The sequence below is a fragment of the Micromonospora sp. NBC_00421 genome (genome assembly GCF_036017915.1).
GTDB lineage: Bacteria > Actinomycetota > Actinomycetes > Mycobacteriales > Micromonosporaceae > Micromonospora.
The window spans coordinates 5447216-5466942 of the sequence record NZ_CP107929.1 but is presented as its reverse complement, the minus strand read 5'-3'; the positions used below and the strand labels follow the sequence as shown (position 1 = coordinate 5466942).

Below are 19727 nucleotides of genomic sequence, written 5' to 3'. Positions count from 1 at the left end.
CCGTTCCCCTCTCACCAACGCGCCAATGCCATTTCGATGGTCGATCCGGGGCCCATAGTCATCAGGACCCCGTGCTCCCCGGGATTGACCCGTCCTTCGTCGCGCAGCCGTTCCAGCGAGAACAGGAAGGAACCACTGGACATGTTTCCGTGATCGCGGAGCACCCCGGTGGTGTGCCTCAGGTCATCCCGGGAAAGGGTGAGATTGAGCCGCACCGAATCAATGACCTTCTTGCCGCCGGAATGCACCACCCAGTGCCTGATGTCGCTGCGCCGTAGCCCCGTCCCGGTCAACAGACGATCGAGCGCTATCTCGGCGTGCGCGCCGACGACGTACGGAACCTCGGGGTCGAGGTAGAAACTGAACCGGCCCACCGCATCGTCCCAGTCGTAGCGCATGGCGCCCAGCGCGTCCGGGACGATGCAGCTGGAGAACTTCAGCAGGCGCGGGCCGCCGTCCCGAGACGTCTCGCAGGACCGCAGGGCGACGGCCGCCGCGCCGTCGCCGAAGAGGCTGTTCACCACCGAGGTCCGCATCGTCCCGTCGAAGACGTACGCGGCGGAGCAGGCTTCGATGCAGGCCAGGACCGCGAGCTGGCCCGGGTGTGCCTGGGCCCAGGTGGCCACCGCCGTCAGCCCGTTGAGGCCGGCGTTGCAGCCCATGCCCACGACGTCCAGACGCGAGCAGTGCCTGTCGATGCCGAGTTCCCTGATCAGCAGGGCGGAGAAGCCGGGGGTGAGGAATCCGGTGGTGGTCACGCAGCAGAGGTAGCGGACGTCGGCGAGGGTGGCCCCGGCATCCTTCAGGCACGCCGCGATCGCCTCGGTCCCCATGGAGATGCCCTGCGTGGTGTGCTTCCGCAGGAGGTCGCCCTGGGATTCCGCGCCGCGTGAGCCGTCCGGCAGCCGAGGCGGCAGCACGAGTCCCCGGCGGTCGATGGCGCTGTTGAGAAAGACCGAGCGCACCCGCGGATCGGTGATCTGGAACTCGTCGAGCAGTTCCTGCTGGGTGTACGCGGTGGCCGGGATGGCGGTGCCGATCCCCGTGATGCGGGCAAGGCCGGCCGTCGACTCGTCGATCGCGACCGTGGTGCTCGGCGGTGCGGCTTGCGGATTCATCCCGGCTCCCGGATGTGTAAAGGCTGCGGGCATCGCCGTCTGCGCACGCGCAGCGAAAGTCCCGAAGGGCTTTGCTATGCTCCCCACGTGTCGCATTCGTCGAGAGTTATCTATGAAAAAGATGGTCGCGTCGCCCGGGTCACTCTCCACCGGCCCGAGGTCCTCAATGCGATGGATCTGCGTATGCACGAGGAACTCGCCGCCATCTGGGACGATTTCGAGAATGACGATTCGTTGTGGGTGGCTTTGCTGTCCGGCGCGGGCGACCGTGCTTTTTCCGTGGGTCAGGACCTCAAGGAGTTGGCGGCGAGGACACGGACCGGGTCAGCCGGCACGGCGACCTTCGGCAGTCGCGGCAAGCCGGGCTGGCCCCGTCTCACCGAACGTTTCGACCTGACCAAGCCGGTGGTGGCGAAGGTACGCGGGTACGCCATGGGCGGCGGTTTCGAGATGGCTCTGGCCTGTGACCTCGTCATCGCGTCCACGGACGCGAGCTTCGCTCTTCCCGAGGCCAGGCTTGGTCTGATAGCGGGGGCCGGCGGCATCTTCCGGTTGACCCGGCAGGCGCCGTGGAAGACGGCCATGGGCCATCTGCTGACCGGCCGGCCGATGAGCGCGGCGCGCGCGTACGAACTCGGACTGGTCAACGAGGTGGTGGAGCCGGCTGATCTCGACGCCTGTGTCGAGGGCTGGCTCGCCGACCTGTTGCGATGCGCACCGCTCTCGGTGCGGGCGATCAAGGAGGCGGCCACGGTGTCGGCCACGATGCCCCTACCGTCGGCGTTCACCACCCGGTACCCCTGGGAGGAGCGCCGGATGCACAGCCGGGACGCGATCGAGGGGCCGGCGGCCTTCGTGGACAAACGTGAACCGAGGTGGGAGGCGAGGTGAACGGCGCGGTTCGCGCCGACCCGTCGACCCCGAGCGCCGGTGGTCATCTCGTCCATCAGCTCAGGTAGTCCTCGTCGCCGCCCTCGCGCACGGTGTCGAGGGTGAAGCAGTGGAACCCACCACCGAAGAGTCGACGATGTCGGTGCCGGACGGGGACGACTGTGAACTTGTGCCGCTCCAGCTCCCGGATCAGCTCGGGGCAGGCGTCGTTCACCAGGACGGTGTCCGGGTCGACGGAGAGAACGTTCAGGTCGATGAAGGGGCTGGTGAGGATGAGGTCGTCATCCTGGTAGCGGGGGAAGTCGTCGGCCGTGGCGGGGGGCGGGACGATCATGTCCCAGCCACGCAGGGGCACGGGCAGCTTGTCGCGTACCTCGGGTGACCGGACCAGCAGTGTGCCCGGACGCAGTGCCAGGACCATGCTGTCGATGTGGCTGTCACTGAGCCGGTGGACCCGATGGACGCGGAACCGGCCCTCGAGGTGGCGTTCGAGCCAGTCGCAGGCCAGGGCGTGGTTGCCCGTGGACACGTTGACCACGATGTCCCGGCCGAGACGCAGGCACTGCGCAGCGTCGAACATCATCTCCACGCCCGTGTCGTAGGGGGAGGTGGTGACCTCCCCGATCGGTTCCGTCGGTCCGCCGGCCGTGCTCTCGCGGACGTACGACAGATCGAACGAGGCGTCGGTCATGAAGGGCCGGGGCATGACGGACCACCGGGCTCCCCGCCGGAAGTACTCGGCGAAGATCGGCTTGAGCAGCTGGGTTTCGAAGTACCGCGCCCGGATCATCGGCGGCGTCTCGATGATCTCGTCACCGACGACGAGGGTGTTGTCCCGTACGTTCAGTGGCGGTACGACCGGCGCGGACCAGGCCGGTGTGCGGACCCCGACCGTGGTCGGATCGACGTCCATCGGCCGGTGCACGGTGACGGAGAGGGACTCGAGAGCCGTGACGATGCCGGCGAGATCCTCGTTCAGCTCGTCGACGTATCGCGCCTTGATCGGCACCCGATCGCTGCCCCCGGTGCGCTGCTCGTCGCTCAGGGACAGCCGCGGATAATACCACTCGGAGCGCCCAGGATTGTCGTTCGTAATGTTCTCGTGGAAGAATAGTTCGAACGACAGCTCCCGATCATGGGAGATGTAGTTTCTTGCGGATCCGACGATTATCTCCCGTAGGGGAGACCAATCGTCAAAGCTATTTAGTTGCATTTCAGTCCCCGTTCACTGATATCCGACCGCGGGCGCAACAGGACCCTTTATGCGATCTCCGGATATCGAATTTTGGCCGGCGTCCATGCACCTGGCGCAGCGACATGCAATCACACTCCATCGATGTCGCGCAATCCCGTCGGTCGGCCACGGTGATGTGATCCAGATCACATATAGGTCGGTATCACGGTGGGTGATCTACCGGCACTCACTGACACGGGGGCCGTTTGAAGTGCACAAATAGCTGATGAGGCGAGCTGTGGCCGTTTGCGTTCAAGCGCGGAGACGCCACTTAAAGCTGCCCTGTAATCACCGTGTGTGCGCACTCGGGGCGGCCTGCTGCATCCTCCGGGGCTCCCACGAAATCCCCTCGATGTGGTAAGTATTTACGTATCTCAATGATGTGATCCATGTCACACTGACTCGGACTTGTTCCCCGGTGAGGGTTCAGGTTGAGTGCGATCTATCGTTTCTTGCCTCGGTGAGGAGCGCACCCAATCGTTCAAACGGGGAGGATGATGGGGATGGTGGACGCGGCGCGTCTTGAAGACCCAGTTCGCGAGCGTTTCAACTTTCTGGTCAACGCTCCAGCGCTTTTCAACGCAGTGGCCACGGCCGCTGAATTGCGCGTGTTCCAGCTTTTGGCCGGGCGGCCCGGATGCGATTTCGACACCATCCGGGCGGCCACGGGGCTGCCTCGTCACCAGCTACGCGTCCTGCTCCAGGCGGTGTGTTCGACCGGGTTGATCGAGCGGCGCGACGAGGGCTATCACAACTCGGCGGTGGCCGGAGAGCTGTTGGCGTCGGATGCCGACGACAGTTGGAGCCACATTCTCATCGGCTGGCGGGAGGTCTACTACCCGGCCTTCGCCCAGATGACCGAGGCGCTCCGTGCCGGCACCAACACCGCGCTGAGCAGGTTTCCCGGCGACGAGCCGACGCTGTACCAACGCCTGTCGCGTGACCCCGAGCTGGAGGCGACCTTCCACCGGGCGATGAGCGCCTTCACACTGCGCTCGGTCGACGGCCTGGTGGAGCGACAGGAGTTCCGGGACGTGCGGCACCTGCTCGACGTGGGCGGTGGAGACGGCACCACCTCCGTTCGGTTGGTCGCCCGCCACCCGGCGATGCGCTGCACCGTCTTCGACATGCCGAGCGTGTCCCGGCTCGCCACTGCCGACCCGGGGAGAGCCCTTCCCGCCGGCGTCACCCTGCAGCCGGGGGACATCTTCACCGATGACTTTCCCACCGGCCCGGACGCCGTGCTCTTCAGTCATGTGTTGGAGATCTTCGCCGCGGAGCAGATCCTCGGCCTGATGCGGAAGGCGTACGACGCTCTTCCGGACGGCGGCCGGGTGTTCATCTACGGCTACAACGTCTCCGACGACGAGACCAGCGGCATCTTCGGCGCCCGGCTCGGCCTCTACTTCAACGTGTTGGCCAGTGGGCAGGGCATGGCGTACCCGGCGCGGGACTACGAGCGGTGGCTGCGCCAGGCGGGCTTTCGGGAGATCCACACCATCGGTGGTCTCCCATACGAGCACGGCCTCACGCTCGGCACCAAGTAGCTCGTCCCGCGCCGGCCGGGCCACCATCCCCGCCGGCCGGGCCACCACCCACGCGGGCCGGGCACCACCATCCGGAACGGACCATGACCCACCGGCCCGCTCCGGGCCTCGACCGGTCCCTCGCCGCCCCGGTCCACTCCGGCGGGAGAAGCGACCACGTCACGACGTGCCCGCCACACCGAAGCCGTCCGCGGCTCACCGAGCCAGTCGAACCTGACCCGGACCAGCTCGCCGCCGAGCCGGACCGCACCCGAGCCAGCCCTCGACCGGTGTTCCACCGAACCGGCCCGGCCACCCTGCGGTGACCACCTCGCCGACCGCCCACCGGTCGTCCACACACGACCGTCCCGGGCCGTCGACCAGGACGCCCGTTGTCACGACCACAGACAGGATCACCTCGATGTCCAACCCGTTCGACGACCCCGACGGCCGTTTCCTCGTCCTCGTCAACGACGAGGGTCAGCACTCGCTCTGGCCGGAGTTCGCCGCGGTACCCGCCGGTTGGGCGGTCGTCTTCGGCGTCGCCGATCGGCCGTCCTGCATCGCCTACGTCAACGAGAACTGGCCGGACCTGCGCCCGCGCAGCCTGATCCAGCAGATGGACACCCTGACCTGAGCGTCACCCGCCCCACCTCTCCGGTGCCAGGACCTCGCCCGGAACAGACGTCGATTTCCTTCTAGCCGGGAGCAGCCCTTCATGATCGCCGGATCGGTCCAGGAGAGGTTCGAGGCGCAGGTGCGGCTCACGCCAGGAGCCGTCGCGCTGACGGGGTACGGCGAGGAGCTGTCGTACGCCGCCCTGAACGCGACTGTCAACCGTCTCGCCCACCATCTCGTCACCCGGGGTCTGCGGGCCGGGCAGTCGGTGGCGCTCGCGCTGCCCCGAGACACGCGCTTCGCCGTCGGCATGTTGGCGGTACTGAAGGCGGGCGGAGCGTATCTGCCGATCGAGGAGGGGTGGTCGGAGGAGCGCGTCGACCAGGCCTTCGGTGCGGCTGGCCCGGCGCTGGCCCTCGGCTCCGGCGCGGACGGACCGACGGCACGGGTGTGTGCGCGGACCGACGTGCCCTTCCTCGATCTGGCGGACGAGGGGTTGCGGGCGGCGGTGGCGTCCCTGTCGGATCACGATCCGGCGAGCGGATCCGGCCGCGATCCGTTGGACCCGGCCTGTCTGCTGGTCTCACCGGTGGCCGCTGACCGACCGCAGTGCGTCGTGTTGAGCCAGGGCGAACTCGTCCGACTCCTCGCGGAGAACGGGCCGGGTGGGCACCCGGACGCCGGCGTGGCGCGGGCCGAGGTCCCCGCAGCCGACCTGATCGCCCCGCTGCTCACGGGTGCGGCGGTACGACTGGGCCGGGCGCCCGCCGGTGTCGCCGACGGGTCGGCCGAGGAACGCTCGGTCACCCCGGCGCCCGGTGCGAGCGAGCCGGGGCTTCCACCGCTCGCGCGCAGGTCCCGCCCGGCGGCGGTCCCGATGTCGTTCGGGCAGCGACGGCTCTGGTTCCTCGACCAGTTGGAGGGGCCGCAGCGGACGTACCACCTGCCGCTCGTCCACCGGCTGCGGGGGCCGCTGGACCGCGTGGCACTGCGGTCGGCGCTGGGCGACGTGGTCGCCCGGCACGAGGCGTTGCGGACGGTGCTGCGGGAGGTCGACGGCGAACCGGTACAGGTGGTGCTGCCGGTTGGCGTGGTGCACGTCGACGAACTGACCTGCTCCGAGGCAGACCTGGACCGGGCGTTGGACCGGGCGGTCGAGCACACCTTCGACCTGTCGGAGGACGTCCCGCTGCGGGTCACCGTGATCACGACGGGCCCGGACGACCACCTGCTCGTGCTGCTGTTCCACCACGTCGGCTTCGACGCGTGGTCCCGAGGGCCGCTGACCCGTGACCTGTCGGTGGCGTATCGGGCGCGGTTGGTGGGTCGGGTGCCGGAGTGGGTGTCGTTGCCGGTGCAGTATGCGGATTTTGCGTTGTGGCAGCGGGAGGTGCTTGGTGGTGAGGGTGATGTGGGTTCGGTGGTGTCGGTGCAGTTGGGTTATTGGTCGCGGGTGTTGGCGGGGTTGCCGGTGGAGTTGGGGTTGCCGGTGGATCGGCTGCGGCCGGTGGTGGGGTCGGGTCGTGGTGGGGGGTTCGTGGTGGAGTGGGGTGGGGGTTTGGGTGGGGGTTTGGTGGAGTTGGCGCGGTTGACGGGGTCGTCGTTGTCGATGGTGGCGCATGCGGGGTTGGCGGTGGTGTTGACGCGGTTGGGTGTGGGTGGGGATGTGCCGATCGGGGTGCCGGTGGGTGGTCGTTCGGATGTGGTGTTGGGGGATTTGGTGGGGTGTTTTTTGAATACGGTGGTGGTGCGGGTCGATACGTCGGGTGGGGTGTGTTTTCGGGGTTTGGTGGGTCGGGTGCGGGAGGCGAGTCTGGGGGCGTTCGCGCATCCGGATGTGCCGTTCGAGCGGGTGGTGGAGGTGGTGAATCCGCCGAGGTCGGCTGCCCGTAACCCCCTCTTCCAGATCATGCTCCACGTCGAGGACGACGAACCGACGTCGCTCCTGCTTGACGGAGTGGTCGCCACCGAGCTGCCACAGGGCCCCCGGCTGGGGGCGCTCGACCTCGCGATCAACCTCCGCTGTAGCGGTGCCCGGGGAGAGCCGGGACCGGTCACCGTCGAGGTGGAGTTCGCCCTCGACCTGTTCGACCAGCCCACGGTCCGGCAACTCGTCGACCGCCTGAGGCGGGTGCTCCAGGCGGTCGTCGCGCAGCCCGACCAGCGCATCGACCAGATCGACATCCTCGGCCGCGAGGAGCGGGACCAACTGCTGCGGCAGGGAACCGGGGCACGTCCGGACCGCGTCGCCTTCGGAGAACGGACCCTGCAGGAGGCGTTCCGACGACAGGCGGAGCGCAGCCCCGACGCGATCGCCGTCCGCTGCGCCGGGCGCAGTCTCACGTACCGGGAGCTGGACGAGAGGTCGAACCGGCTGGCACACCGCCTGCGCGCCGCGGGCGTGGGGCCCGAACGGCCGGTCGCCACCCTCCTGGACCGGACCGTGGACCTGGTGGTCGCGCTGACCGCGATCCTCAAGGCGGGTGGCTTCTACGTCCCGCTGCACCACGCCTCGCCGCTCGACCGGATGCAGTGGGTGCTGGGTGAGTGCGGTGCCGAGGTGCTGTTGACCGACGAGGTCATGCGCGAGCGGGGCCTGCCCGTCGCCAACCGCGTCATCTCGATGGAAGACCCGGAGACCGACGGTCTTCCCAGCACCGATCCAGAGGTCACCGGCCACCGTGCCCAGCTCGCCTACGTCATGTACACGTCCGGTTCGACCGGGGCCCCGAAGGGTGTCGCCATCACCCATGACGACGTCTTCGAGCTGATCAGCGACTCGATCTTCACGCCCGGCGATCACGACCGGGTGCTGCTACTGACCCCGTACGAATTCGATCCGTCCACCTACTCCTTCTGGTATCCACTGCTGCACGGTGGAACTGCCGTCATCGCACCGGAGGCGGACCTGACGGTGGAGCGGCTGGCGCGGCTGATGCGGCAGGAGCAGATCACCGGCGTCGACGTCACCGCCGGCCTCTTCCGGGTCATGGCCGAGGAGCATCCGGAGTGCTTCGCCGACGTCCGGGTGGTGATCACGGGCGGCGACATCGTCTCCCCGGTCGCCGTGCGCAAGGTGCTCGAACACTGTCCCGGGCTGCTCGTCCGCAGCAACTACGGCCCGACCGAGACGACGTTGTTCGCTACCTCGGCACCGTGGCGTCGGGCTGCGGACGTGCCCGCGCCGGTACCGATCGGCCGTCCACTGGACGGGATGTGTGCCTATGTGCTCGACCAGTCCCTGTCCCTGGTGCCCAGTGGCGTCGTCGGTGACCTCTATCTCGCCGGGGCCGGGCTGGCCCGCGGTTACCTGAAGCGTTCCGACCTGACCGCGGAGCGGTTCGTGGCCGATCCCTTCGGGCCACCCGGTACCCGGATGTACCACACGGGAGACCGGGTCCGCTGGACGCCGGACGGGTTGCTCGACTTCGCCGGGCGGGCGGACGGGCAGGTGAAGATCCGTGGCTTCCGGATCGAACTACCGGAGATCGAGGCCGTGCTGGCAGCGGTGCCGGGGGTCCGTCAGGTCGCGGTGGTGGCCCGCGAGGACCAGCCGGGCGACAAGCGGTTGGTGGCGTACGTCGTGAGCGACGCTGACCTGGACGACGCCCTGGAGCGACAGGCCAGACAACGGCTCCCCGAGTACATGGTGCCCGCCGCGGTGGTCCGACTGGACCGGCTGCCGTTGACGGCCAACAACAAGGTCGACCATCGTGCCCTGCCGGCACCCGCGCTCGCCCCGCGCGGCGAGATCCGGCCCCCGCGCGACGTGACCGAGGCCGTACTCTGCGACCTCTTCGCCGACCTGCTTCCCGTCGACCGGGTGGGAATCGACGACAACCTGTTCGACCTGGGTGGGCACTCCCTGTTGGCGACCCGGCTGGTCTCCCGGATTCGTACCGCCTTCAGCTGTGAGCTGGCGGTCCGGGCGGTGTTCGAGGCTCCCACCCCGGCCGGGCTGGCAGTGCTGGTGAAGCAGGCCCCGGCGGCGCGCCCCGCTCTGCTGCCCGCGACGCGACCCGAGCGGGTGCCACTCTCCTTCGCGCAGCGTCGGCTGTGGTTCCTCCACCGGCTGGAGGGACGTTCGGCGGCCTACACCCTGCCGCTGGCGGTCCGGCTGACCGGGCGGTGTGATCCGGCGGCGCTGGAGGCCGCACTGGGTGACGTCGTCGCCCGGCACGAGAACCTGCGGACCATCTTTCCCGAGATCGACGGCCACCCCTGCCAGGTGGTCCTCCCTGCCGAGCAGGCCCGCCCGGCACTGCCTGTGGAACGGGTCGACGACGTCCAGGCGGCGCTGCGCGAGGCGGCCCGGGTCAGCTTCGACCCCACCGTCGACGTGCCGATGCGGGCCCGGCTGTTCACCGACGGTCCCGACGAGCACGTGCTGCTGTTGGCTCTCAACCACATCGGCAGCGACGGCTGGTCCATGCGCCCGTTGGCCCGGGACCTGCACGACGCGTACGCTGCGCGACTGGCCGGGCGGGCACCGACCTGGGAGCCGCTTCCCGTCCAGTACGCCGACTACACGCTCTGGCAGCAGACGATGCTGGGCACCGAGGACGACCCGACCAGCCTCGCCCACCGTCAGCTCGACCACTGGCGTCGTGTTCTCGACGGCTGCGTCGAGGAATTGGAACTGCCCACCGACCATCCGCGTCCGGCCGCGGCGAGCTATCGGGGCGCCCGACTGCCGTTGTCGATCGGGACGCAGGCGCACCGCAGGCTGGTGGAGTTGGCCCGTGCGACAAACGCCACGGTGTTCATGGTGCTGCACGCGGCCCTGGCCACGCTGCTGCACCGGTTCGGCGCAGGCACCGACATCCCGATCGGCACGCCGGTCGCCGGCCGTACCGACGCCGCGCTGGACGATCTGATCGGCTTCTTCGTCAACACCCTGGTGCTCCGCGTCGACCTCGCCGACGATCCGACCTTCACCGAGCTGCTGGCGCGGGTGCGCCGCACCGACCTGGCCGCGTACGAGCACCAGGAGGTGCCTTTCGAACTGGTCGTCGAGGCGGTCAACCCGAGCCGGTCGTTGGCGCGCAACCCGCTGTTCCAGGTGATGCTGGAGGTCAGCATCGAGTTCGACCGCTATCGCGTGGACCTGCCCGGGCTGGACAGCGCGTCGCAACCGCTGGACACCGAGAGCGCGCTGTTCGACCTGCTGTTCACCTTCGACGAGCGGTACCTGGCGGACGGTTCGCCGGCCGGGCTCAACGGGGTGCTCGAGTACTCCACCGATCTGTTCCGGCCGGACACCGCCAGGTTGATCGCCGAACGGTTCCGAGTCGTGCTGGACCGGCTCGTGGCCCGACCCGACCAGCGGCTCTCCGAGGTGGACCTCTTCCTGGACGGGGAACGCGACAGGGTCCTGCGCGACTGGCACGGCACCCGCGTCGAGCTGCCACGGACACCACTTCCGGACCTGTTGCAGCGACAGGCGGCGCGGACCCCCGACGCGGTGGCGGTGAGCGCACACGACGGCCAGCTGACCTACGCGGAACTGAACGAGCGGGCCAACCGCCTCGCCCACCTGCTGCTGTCGGAGGGGGTCGGGCCGGGCACCTTCGTCGGGGTCGCCCTGCGGCACAGCAGCCAGCTCGTCGTCACGTTCCTGGCGGTGATCAAGGCGGGTGCCGCCTACCTGCCCATCGACGTGACCTATCCGCAGGAACGAATCCGCTTCATCCTCGACGACACCCGGCCGACCGTGCTGCTCACCACCGAGGCCGACGCCGGCATGCTGCCGGCCACGGTGTGGACGGTGGACGGGCGGGAGTTCTCCGACCGGGTCGCCACCTTCCCCACCCACGACCCCTCGGACGCGGAGCGGCCCGCTCCGGTCAGCTGGGAGACACCCCACTACGTCGTCTTCACCTCCGGATCCACCGGCCGCCCCAAGGGGGTGCTGGTGCCGACCCGGGTGCTCATCAACGAGGTGGCCTGGAACACCAGCGTCATCCCGTACGAGCCCGGCTCACGCGTCGCGCAGTTCGGCTCCGTGGGCTTCGACATCTCCGAGTACGAGATGCTGATGGCCCTGCTCGGCGGCAAGACACTGTGCGTGCCGGACGAGAACACCCGGCTCGACCTGACCCGGTTCGCCGGCTGGCTGGACCGGGAGCGGATCACCGAGTTCAACGCACCGGACCTGGTCATCGCCGCCGTCTACGAGGCAGCAGCCGAGCAGGGGCTCCGGCTGGACTCGTTGCGGCACGTGATCCAGGGCGGCGAGGCACTGCAACTGACGGCCCGGGTCCGTGAGTTCCACGCCGCCCGCCCGGCCCTGACCCTCCACAACCAGTACGGTCCCTCGGAGACCCACTTCGTCACCGGAACGCCACTGCCCGCCGACGTGGCCGACTGGCCGGCGACGCCGTCGATCGGGACACCGGTCTGGAACACCCGGATCCACGTCCTCGACGAGCGGCTCCGGCCGGTGCCGGTGGGGGTGCCCGGCGAGTTGTACATGGCCGGTGACTGCCTCGCGCACTCCTACCACGACCGGCCCGATCTCACCGCGGCCCGGTTCGTCGCCGACCCGTTCGGCGACCCGGGCGGCCGGATGTACCGCAGTGGCGACCTGGGCCGCTGGCGGGGCGACGGCACCCTGGACTTCCTCGGCCGGGTGGACGACCAGGTGAAGATCCGTGGCGTCCGGGTCGAGCTGGGTGAGCTGAACGCGGTGCTCGCGACCCACCCGAAGGTGGCACAGGCCGCCACGGTGCTGCGCCAGGACCGTCCCGGCGACAAGCGGCTCGTCGCGTACGTCGTCGCGACACCGGATGCTCCGGCTCCGTCCGTGGCGGACCTGCGCCGGCACGTCGGCGCTGCGGTCCCCGAGGCGGTGGTCCCGGCGGCGTTCGTCCTGCTCGACGCGCTGCCGATCAACGCCAACGGCAAGCTCGACCGACGGGCCCTGCCGGTACCCGACTACGGCGTGGCGACCGTCGAGAGTCGACGGCCGGTCAACCCGGCGGAGGAGATCCTCTGCGGCCTCTTCGCCGAGGTGCTCGAGGTCGACGCCGTCGGGGTCGACGACAACTTCTTCGAGCTGGGCGGGCACTCGCTGCTGGTCACCCGACTCATCTCCCGGGTCCGGGCCACCCTGGCGCGCGAGTTCCCGGTACGTCTGGTGTTCGAGGCGTCGACCCCGGCGGAGCTCGCCCGGCGATTGGACGGCACGACGGGGGCCCGGCCGCCGCTGACCGCGGGGCCGCGTCCCCTCCACGTGCCGATGTCGTACGCGCAGCAGCGGCTGTGGTTCCTCAACCAGTTGGAGGGGCCGAGCGCCACCTACAACCTTCCCGTCACCTGGCGCCTGAGCGGACCGCTCGACGTGACGGTGCTGACCGCGGCGCTGACCGACGTGGTGACGCGCCACGAGACCCTGCGTACCGTGCTGCGCGAGGTCGACGGGCAGCCGGTGCAGGTCGTGCTGCCTGCGGGCCCGGTCCCGGTGCACCGGATCCGTTGCGTCGAGGCCGACCTCGACGACGTCCTGCGGGACGACTTCGGCTATGCCTTCGACCTCTCCGGTGAGCCGCCGATCCGGGTCAGCCTGGTCACGCTGGACGGCACCGACGACCACGTGCTGGTGATCCTCCTGCACCACGTCGTCGGCGACGGATGGTCGATGCGACCGCTGGCCCGGGACCTCGCGGAGGCGTACCGGGCGCGGGCGACGGGCGGGGTGCCGCAGTGGACGCCGCTGCCCGTGCAGTACGCGGACTACGCTCTGTGGCAGCGGGAGGCGCTCGGAGGTGAGGACGATCCCGGGTCGGCGGTGAGCCGGCAGCTGGGTTACTGGACACGCACCCTGGCGGACCTGCCGGTGGAGCTCACCTACCCGACCGACCGGCCGCGCCCGGCCGCCAGCTCCGGCCGGGGCGAGGCGTTCGTCCTCGACCTGGGGTCGGATCTGCACGAGCGGATGGCCGAACTCGCCCGGGTCACCGGCACCACCCTCGCCATGGTGGCGCACGCCGCCATGGCTGCGGTGCTCACCCGGTCGGGTGCGGGCGTGGACATCCCGCTGGGCACCCCGGTCGCCGGGCGGGCGGACGAGGCGCTGGACGGGTTGATCGGCTTTTTCGCGAACACCCTGGTCATGCGCATCGACACGGCCGGCGATCCGACCTTCCGGGACCTACTCGCCCGGGTGCGGGACACCAGTCTCGCCGCGTACGAGCACCAGGACGTGCCCTTCGAACGGATCGTCGAGGCGCTGAACCCGCCGCGCTCGGCCGGCCGTAACCCGTTGTTCCAGATCATGCAGCAGGTCAGCTTCGACGGGGAGGCGGTCCCGCAGCTGCCCGGGCTCGACGCCGAGGAACTGCCCGCCCACCTCGACGCCGCCCGGTTCGACATCTCGATGATGCTGCAGGCGCAGACCGTGGCGGGACGCCCCGGGCCGATGCGGGCGATCGTCCGCTACGCCGTCGACCTGTTCGACGCGTCGAGCATCCGGCGACTGTTCGTACGCCTGGTGCGGATGCTCACGCAGGTGTCGGTCGACCCCGACCAGCCGATCAGCGCGATCGAGCTCCTCGACGAGGAGGAACGGACCCGGTTGGTGCGCCAGGGCACCGGGGACCGGCCGGTGGTCGTGGCGTCCGCCGGCCGCACCCTGCCGACGGCCTTCCGCGAGCAGGCCGATCGCACCCCGCAGGCGGTGGCGGTGCACTGTGCCGGGCAGACCCTGACCTATCGTGACCTCGACGGGCGGGCCAACCGGCTCGCGCACCGGTTGCTCGCGGCCGGGGGGCGTCCGGGGCAACGAATGGCCATGGCGCTGGAGCCATCCGTCGAGGCCGTGGTCGCCGCGCTGGCGATCCTCAAGGTCGGTGGCTGCTGCGTACCCCTGCGACCGCAGTCCCCGCCCGCGCAGCTGCGGCGGGCGCTGGAACGGCATGACGTCCGGCTGCTGGTGGCGGACGGTGCCATGGCCGGCCGGACGCCGCACGACGGTCCGGTCGTGGTGCGGGTCGACGAGGTCGACCCGGCCGAACCTCCCGCGACCGATCCGGGCATCGCCGTCGACCCGGGGCAACACGCGTTCGTCACGGGTTCCTCGACCACGGAACCGACCGACCTCGTGCTCACCCACGGGGAGATCGTCGAGCTGGTGGCGGACCCGATCTTCACCCCGGCTGTCCACGGACGGCTGCTCCTGGTCACGCCGTACGGGTTCGAGCCGTCCAGTCACGGGCTCTGGTACCCGCTGCTGCACGGCGGGACGACGATCGTGGCGGCCACGGACGACATGGCGGCCGAGCAGATCGGCTGGCTCGTCGAGGACGAGGAGGTCACCGCCGTCGACCTGCCCGCGGGCCTGTTCGCGGTGGTCGCCGAGGAACGGCCGGAGTGTCTGTCGCAGGTCCGGGAGGTGCTGGTCCGTGGCCCGGTGCCGCCCGCCGACGAGATCCGACGGGTCATCGAGCACTGTCCGGGGATCCGGGTGCGCACCTACCACGGCCCGGCGGGTGGGTTCCCCCTGACCCTGTCGGCCAGCTGGGACCGGGCGGTCGACGTGCCGGTCAGGGTGCCACTCGGACGGCCACGTGACGGGATCGCCGCGTACCTGCTCGACGACGCGCTCGCCCTCGTCCCGGACGGTGTGGTCGGGCAGCTGTACCTCACCGGGCCGCACCTGCCGCAGGCTGGCCCGTCCCTCGACGGACCGGGCGGCTTCCCCGCCCAGGTGCCGGTGCCGGTGTACCCCACCGGTCACCGGTGCCGTTGGAACTCCACCGGGGTGCTCGAGTACGTCGGCGACCCCGCCACTACCCGGTGGCTCGGTTCCCGTCACGTCGACCTGCGCGAGGTCGAGGCGGTGCTGGACGGCTGCCCGGGCGTCGTCGAGGTCGCGGTCGCCGCTTCCGCCACGCCCGGCGGCGAGCGGCGGGTGGTGGCGTACGTCGTCGGGGACGAGGAGTTCGATCCGGCGGGACCGGACGAGCACGCCCGGCGGCTCCTGCCGGAGTATCTGGTTCCCGGCGCCGTGGTCGCCCTCGACGAGTTGCCCCGCACCGTCACCGGCGAGCTGGACCATGCCCGGCTGCCCCTGCCCGACGGCGACGGCACCGCCACCGGCCGGGGACCGGCGAGCGACCAGGAGGAGATCCTCTGTGGTCTGTTCGCGGAGGCGCTCGGCGTGGACGACGTCGGCGTCGACGACAGCTTCTTCGATCTCGGCGGGCACTCGCTGCTCGCCACGCATCTCGTGTCGTTGATCCGCAGCGCGTTCGACTGCGAGTTGACGGTGCGCGCGGTCTTCGAAGCCCCCACGCCGGCCGAGCTGGCCCGCCGGCTGGACGTCACCGGTCAGACGCGGCCCGCCCTGACGGCGCGGGACCGCCCCGACCGGCTGCCGATGTCGTACGCGCAGCAGCGGCTGTGGTTCCTGCACCAGATCGAGGGTCCGAGCTCCACCTACAACATGCCGTTCATCTACCGCCTCTCCGGTCGTCTGGACGCGGACGCGTTGCAGTTGGCGTTCGCCGACGTGGTGGCCCGGCACGAGGTGCTACGGACGGTGCTGCGGGAGGTCGACGGGCAGCCGGTGCAGGTGGTGCTGCCCCCCGCTCCCCAGGAACTGCGCCGGTCGCGCTGCGCCGAGGCGGCGCTCGCGGAGGTGTTGCAACAGGCGGTCGAGTACACCTTCGACCTCTCGACCGAGCCTGCGGTCCGGGCCAGCCTGATCACCCTGGACGACTCCGGGGACCACGTGCTGATGATCCTGTTCCACCACAGCGCCACCGACGGTCTGTCCGCCGGGCCGTTCGGGCGTGACCTGTCGGTGGCGTATCGGGCGCGGTTGGTGGGTCGGGTGCCGGAGTGGGTGTCGTTGCCGGTGCAGTATGCGGATTTTGCGTTGTGGCAGCGGGAGGTGCTTGGTGGTGAGGGTGATGTGGGTTCGGTGGTGTCGGTGCAGTTGGGTTATTGGTCGCGGGTGTTGGCGGGGTTGCCGGTGGAGTTGGGGTTGCCGGTGGATCGGCTGCGGCCGGTGGTGGGGTCGGGTCGTGGTGGGGGGTTCGTGGTGGAGTGGGGTGGGGGTTTGGGTGGGGGTTTGGTGGAGTTGGCGCGGTTGACGGGGTCGTCGTTGTCGATGGTGGCGCATGCGGGGTTGGCGGTGGTGTTGACGCGGTTGGGTGTGGGTGGGGATGTGCCGATCGGGGTGCCGGTGGGTGGTCGTTCGGATGTGGTGTTGGGGGATTTGGTGGGGTGTTTTTTGAATACGGTGGTGGTGCGGGTCGATACGTCGGGTGGGGTGTGTTTTCGGGGTTTGGTGGGTCGGGTGCGGGAGGCGAGTCTGGGGGCGTTCGCGCATCAGGATGTGCCGTTCGAGCGGGTGGTGGAGGTGGTGAATCCGCCGAGGTCGGCTGCCCGTAACCCCCTCTTCCAGATCATGCAGCAGGTCGTCTTCACCGGCGCGTCCGGTCTGGATCTTCCGGGGGTACGCGCGGAGCGCCTGACCGCGTTCCAGCAGCGCGAGAAGTTCGACCTGTCCCTCACCCTGTTCGTGGGGCCCCCGGTGGACGGCCGACCGGGGCCGATCGAGGTCTTCGTCAGGTACGCGGTCGACCTGTTCGACGAGTCGACCGTCCGCCGGCTGATCGACCGTCTGTTCCGGGTGCTCGAGTCGGTGGTGGCCGACCCCACGATCCCGATCAGCGCGATCGACATCCTCGACGCCGACGAGCGGACCCGGGTGCTGACCGGGTGGAACGACACCGCGGCGCAGCCGCCGACCACGGCCCGGTCGATCGCGTCGCTGTTCGAGGAGCAGGTGGCCCGGACACCGGACGCCGTCGCCCTGGTCTGTGACGGCCAGCGGTTGTCGTATGCGGCGCTGGACGACCGGGCGAACCGGTTGGCCCGGCACCTGACCACCTGGGGCGTCGGGCCGGAGGCCGTGGTCGGGTTGTGCCTGCCACGCGGGGTGGAGATGGTGACGTCGATCCTGGCGGTGTGGAAAGCCGGGGCGGCCTACCTGCCGATCGATCCGGCGTATCCGGCCGAGCGGACCGCGTTCATGCTGACCGACAGCAGCGTCGCGGTGCTCGTGGGTACCCGGGCGGACCTGCCCGCGGCCCAGGTGCCGATGCTGGCGTTGGACGACCCGTCCACGGTCGCCGCCCTCGCCTCGGTGTCCGGCACCGCGCCCCGGGTGCCGGTGGCGGCGGACGGGTTGGCCTACGTCATCTACACCTCGGGCTCCACCGGTAGCCCCAAGGGCGTGGCGGTCACGCACGGATCGTTGGTCAACTACGCGACCTTCGTTCCCGGTCGGCTCGGGTGGGGTGAGCCGGGCAGCCGGTACGCCCTGCTTCAGCCGCAGGTGACCGACCTGGGTAACACGGTGCTGTACACGAGTCTCGTCACCGGCGGTGAGCTGCACGTGCTCGACGCCGACACGGCGACCGACCCGGCCGCGGTGGCCGGCTATCTGGCGGCGCACCGGATCGATCACATGAAGGTGGTCCCCTCACACCTCGCGGCGCTCGCGGCGGATCACGGCATGGGGCCGGTGCTGCCGGCGGGGTCGCTGGTGCTCGGCGGCGAGGCGGCCCCGCCGGAGCTGGTGGAGACCATCCTGGCGGCAGCCGGCGAGCGGGTCGTCCACAACCACTACGGACCGACGGAGGCCACCATCGGAGCGGTCACCGGCCGGCTGACGACCGGGTCGGCGAACGGTGGAGCGGTGCCGATCGGCACCCCGATCGCCAACACCCGGACGTACGTGCTCGACGATGCGCTCGGGCCGGTGCCACCCGGCGTGACCGGGGATCTGTACATCGCCGGGGATGCCCTGGCCCGGGGTTACGTCGGGCGTCCCGACCTGACTGCGGAGCGCTTCGTGGCCTGCCCCTTCGAGACCGGCCGACGGATGTACCGGACCGGGGACCGGGCCCGGTGGACCGTGGACGGGCAACTGGTGTTCGCCGGCCGCGCCGACGACCAGGTCAAGATCCGCGGGTACCGGGTCGAACCCGGTGAGGTACGGGCCGTCCTGCTGACGCATCCGGAGGTGGCACAGGCCGCGGTGGTCGCCCGGGCGGACCGGCCCGGGGACGTCCGGCTGGTGGCGTACGTGGTGGCCGCCGACGGCGTCGCCCGGCCTGAGGTCGACCCACTACCCGCGCTGCTGCGCCGGTTCCTCGGTCAGCGGTTGCCCGCGCACCTGGTACCGGCCGCCGTGATGGTGCTCGAACGCCTGCCGCTGACCGCCAACGGCAAGCTGGACCAGCAGGCCCTGCCGGCCGCGTACCACACCGGCGGGTCCGACCCCGACGCGCTTGCGGCCACCCTCCAGGAACAGCTCATGTGCGACCTGTTCGCCGAGGTCCTGGGGCTCGAACGGGTGGGGGTCGAGGACAACTTCTTCGACTGCGGCGGCCATTCGTTGCTGGCCATCCGGCTGGTCACCCGCATCCGCACCACGTTCGACAGCGATCTCTCGGTCCGGGCGGTGTTCGAAGCACCCGACCCGCGGCGGTTGGCGCGGTATCTGGTGACCGGCGGCCTGCGGCAGGCCTTCGACGTGGTGTACCCGATCCGCCCGGACGGCTCCCGCACCCCGCTGTTCTGCATGCACTCCGGGGGCGGGTTGAGCTGGGTGTACAGCGGACTGTTGCGGCATCTGGACCCCGACATCCCGTTGTACGGCATCCAGTCGGTGGCCATGGCGGGCACCGGCCTGCGGCCGGGCAGCGTGGTGGAGATGGCCCGCGAGTACGTCGGACACATCCGGGCCGTGCAGCCGCGCGGGCCGTACCGGGTGATCGGCTGGTCGCTGGGCGGCGTCCTGGCCCACGAGGTCGCGGTGCAGCTTCAGGAGGCCGGCGAGGAGGTGTCCCTGCTGGGGATCCTGGACACCAACATGGTGTTCGACCCCGACGCCGTCGGCAGCCCGGTGCCCGAGGAGCACCTACGGTACGAACCGGGCGACCCGACGGCCGTGGCCGAGGAGATCCGGCAGTTGGCCGGTGGCACGGTGCCCACGCTGAACCTGCTGCACGGTCACGAGCAACGACTCGCGCTCAGCGCCTACCACTACCACCGGCAGGTCCGCCGTCGCCATGTGCCGCGGGTCTACCGCGGTGACGTCCTGTTCTTCCGGGCGACCGCCGACAAGGGGGAACCCATCCCCGCCGAGAGCACGTGGGGCCCGTACGTCGACGGTGGCTTCGAGGAGATCCACATCGCCTGTACGCACTATCAACTACTGGCCATGGCCCCGCTGGTGTCGATCGGTTCGGCGGTGTCCCGGGAGCCGCTCGCGACGATCGGCGAGGCCCTGAACAAGGCGCTCCGCCCGTCGTGACGCATCAC

At 70.1% G+C, this 19727-nt stretch carries 6 protein-coding genes; 4 read left to right on the top strand and 2 right to left on the bottom strand.

What is annotated here, in order from left to right; genetic code table 11:
- Positions 1 to 11 precede the first annotated feature (11 nt).
- Positions 12 to 1151, bottom strand: a complete 1140-nt coding sequence (gene dpgA / locus OHQ87_RS23175; protein ID WP_328341097.1) for a 3,5-dihydroxyphenylacetyl-CoA synthase DpgA — start codon at positions 1149 to 1151, stop codon at positions 12 to 14.
- Positions 1152 to 1205: 54 nt separating this feature from the next.
- On the opposite strand from dpgA, the gene dpgD reads away from it, so the two are divergent.
- Positions 1206 to 2009, top strand: coding sequence for an enoyl-CoA-hydratase DpgD (dpgD, locus tag OHQ87_RS23170; protein ID WP_328341096.1), 804 nt, complete (start codon positions 1206 to 1208; stop codon positions 2007 to 2009).
- Between the two features lie 55 nt (positions 2010 to 2064).
- Here dpgD and OHQ87_RS23165 read toward each other — a convergent pair whose 3' ends face one another.
- A complete protein-coding gene (locus tag OHQ87_RS23165) occupies positions 2065 to 3222 on the bottom strand; it encodes a glycine amidinotransferase (RefSeq protein WP_328341095.1) in 1158 nt (385 codons plus the stop codon).
- 515 nt (positions 3223 to 3737) lie between these two features.
- On the opposite strand from OHQ87_RS23165, the gene OHQ87_RS23160 reads away from it, so the two are divergent.
- The 3 genes from OHQ87_RS23160 to OHQ87_RS23150 all read left to right on the top strand — a co-directional run bounded on the left by OHQ87_RS23160 (position 3738) and on the right by OHQ87_RS23150 (position 19719).
- Positions 3738 to 4790, top strand: a complete 1053-nt coding sequence (locus OHQ87_RS23160; RefSeq protein ID WP_328341094.1) for a methyltransferase — start codon at positions 3738 to 3740, stop codon at positions 4788 to 4790.
- A 400-nt stretch (positions 4791 to 5190) separates the two neighbouring features.
- A complete protein-coding gene (locus tag OHQ87_RS23155) occupies positions 5191 to 5406 on the top strand; it encodes an MbtH family protein (RefSeq protein ID WP_328341092.1) in 216 nt (71 codons plus the stop codon).
- A gap of 81 nt (positions 5407 to 5487) precedes the next feature.
- The gene (locus OHQ87_RS23150) at positions 5488 to 19719 is read left to right on the top strand and encodes a non-ribosomal peptide synthetase (protein ID WP_328341090.1); all 14232 of its coding nucleotides are present in this window, start codon (positions 5488 to 5490) and stop codon (positions 19717 to 19719) included.
- The last annotated feature ends 8 nt before the right edge of the window (positions 19720 to 19727 follow it).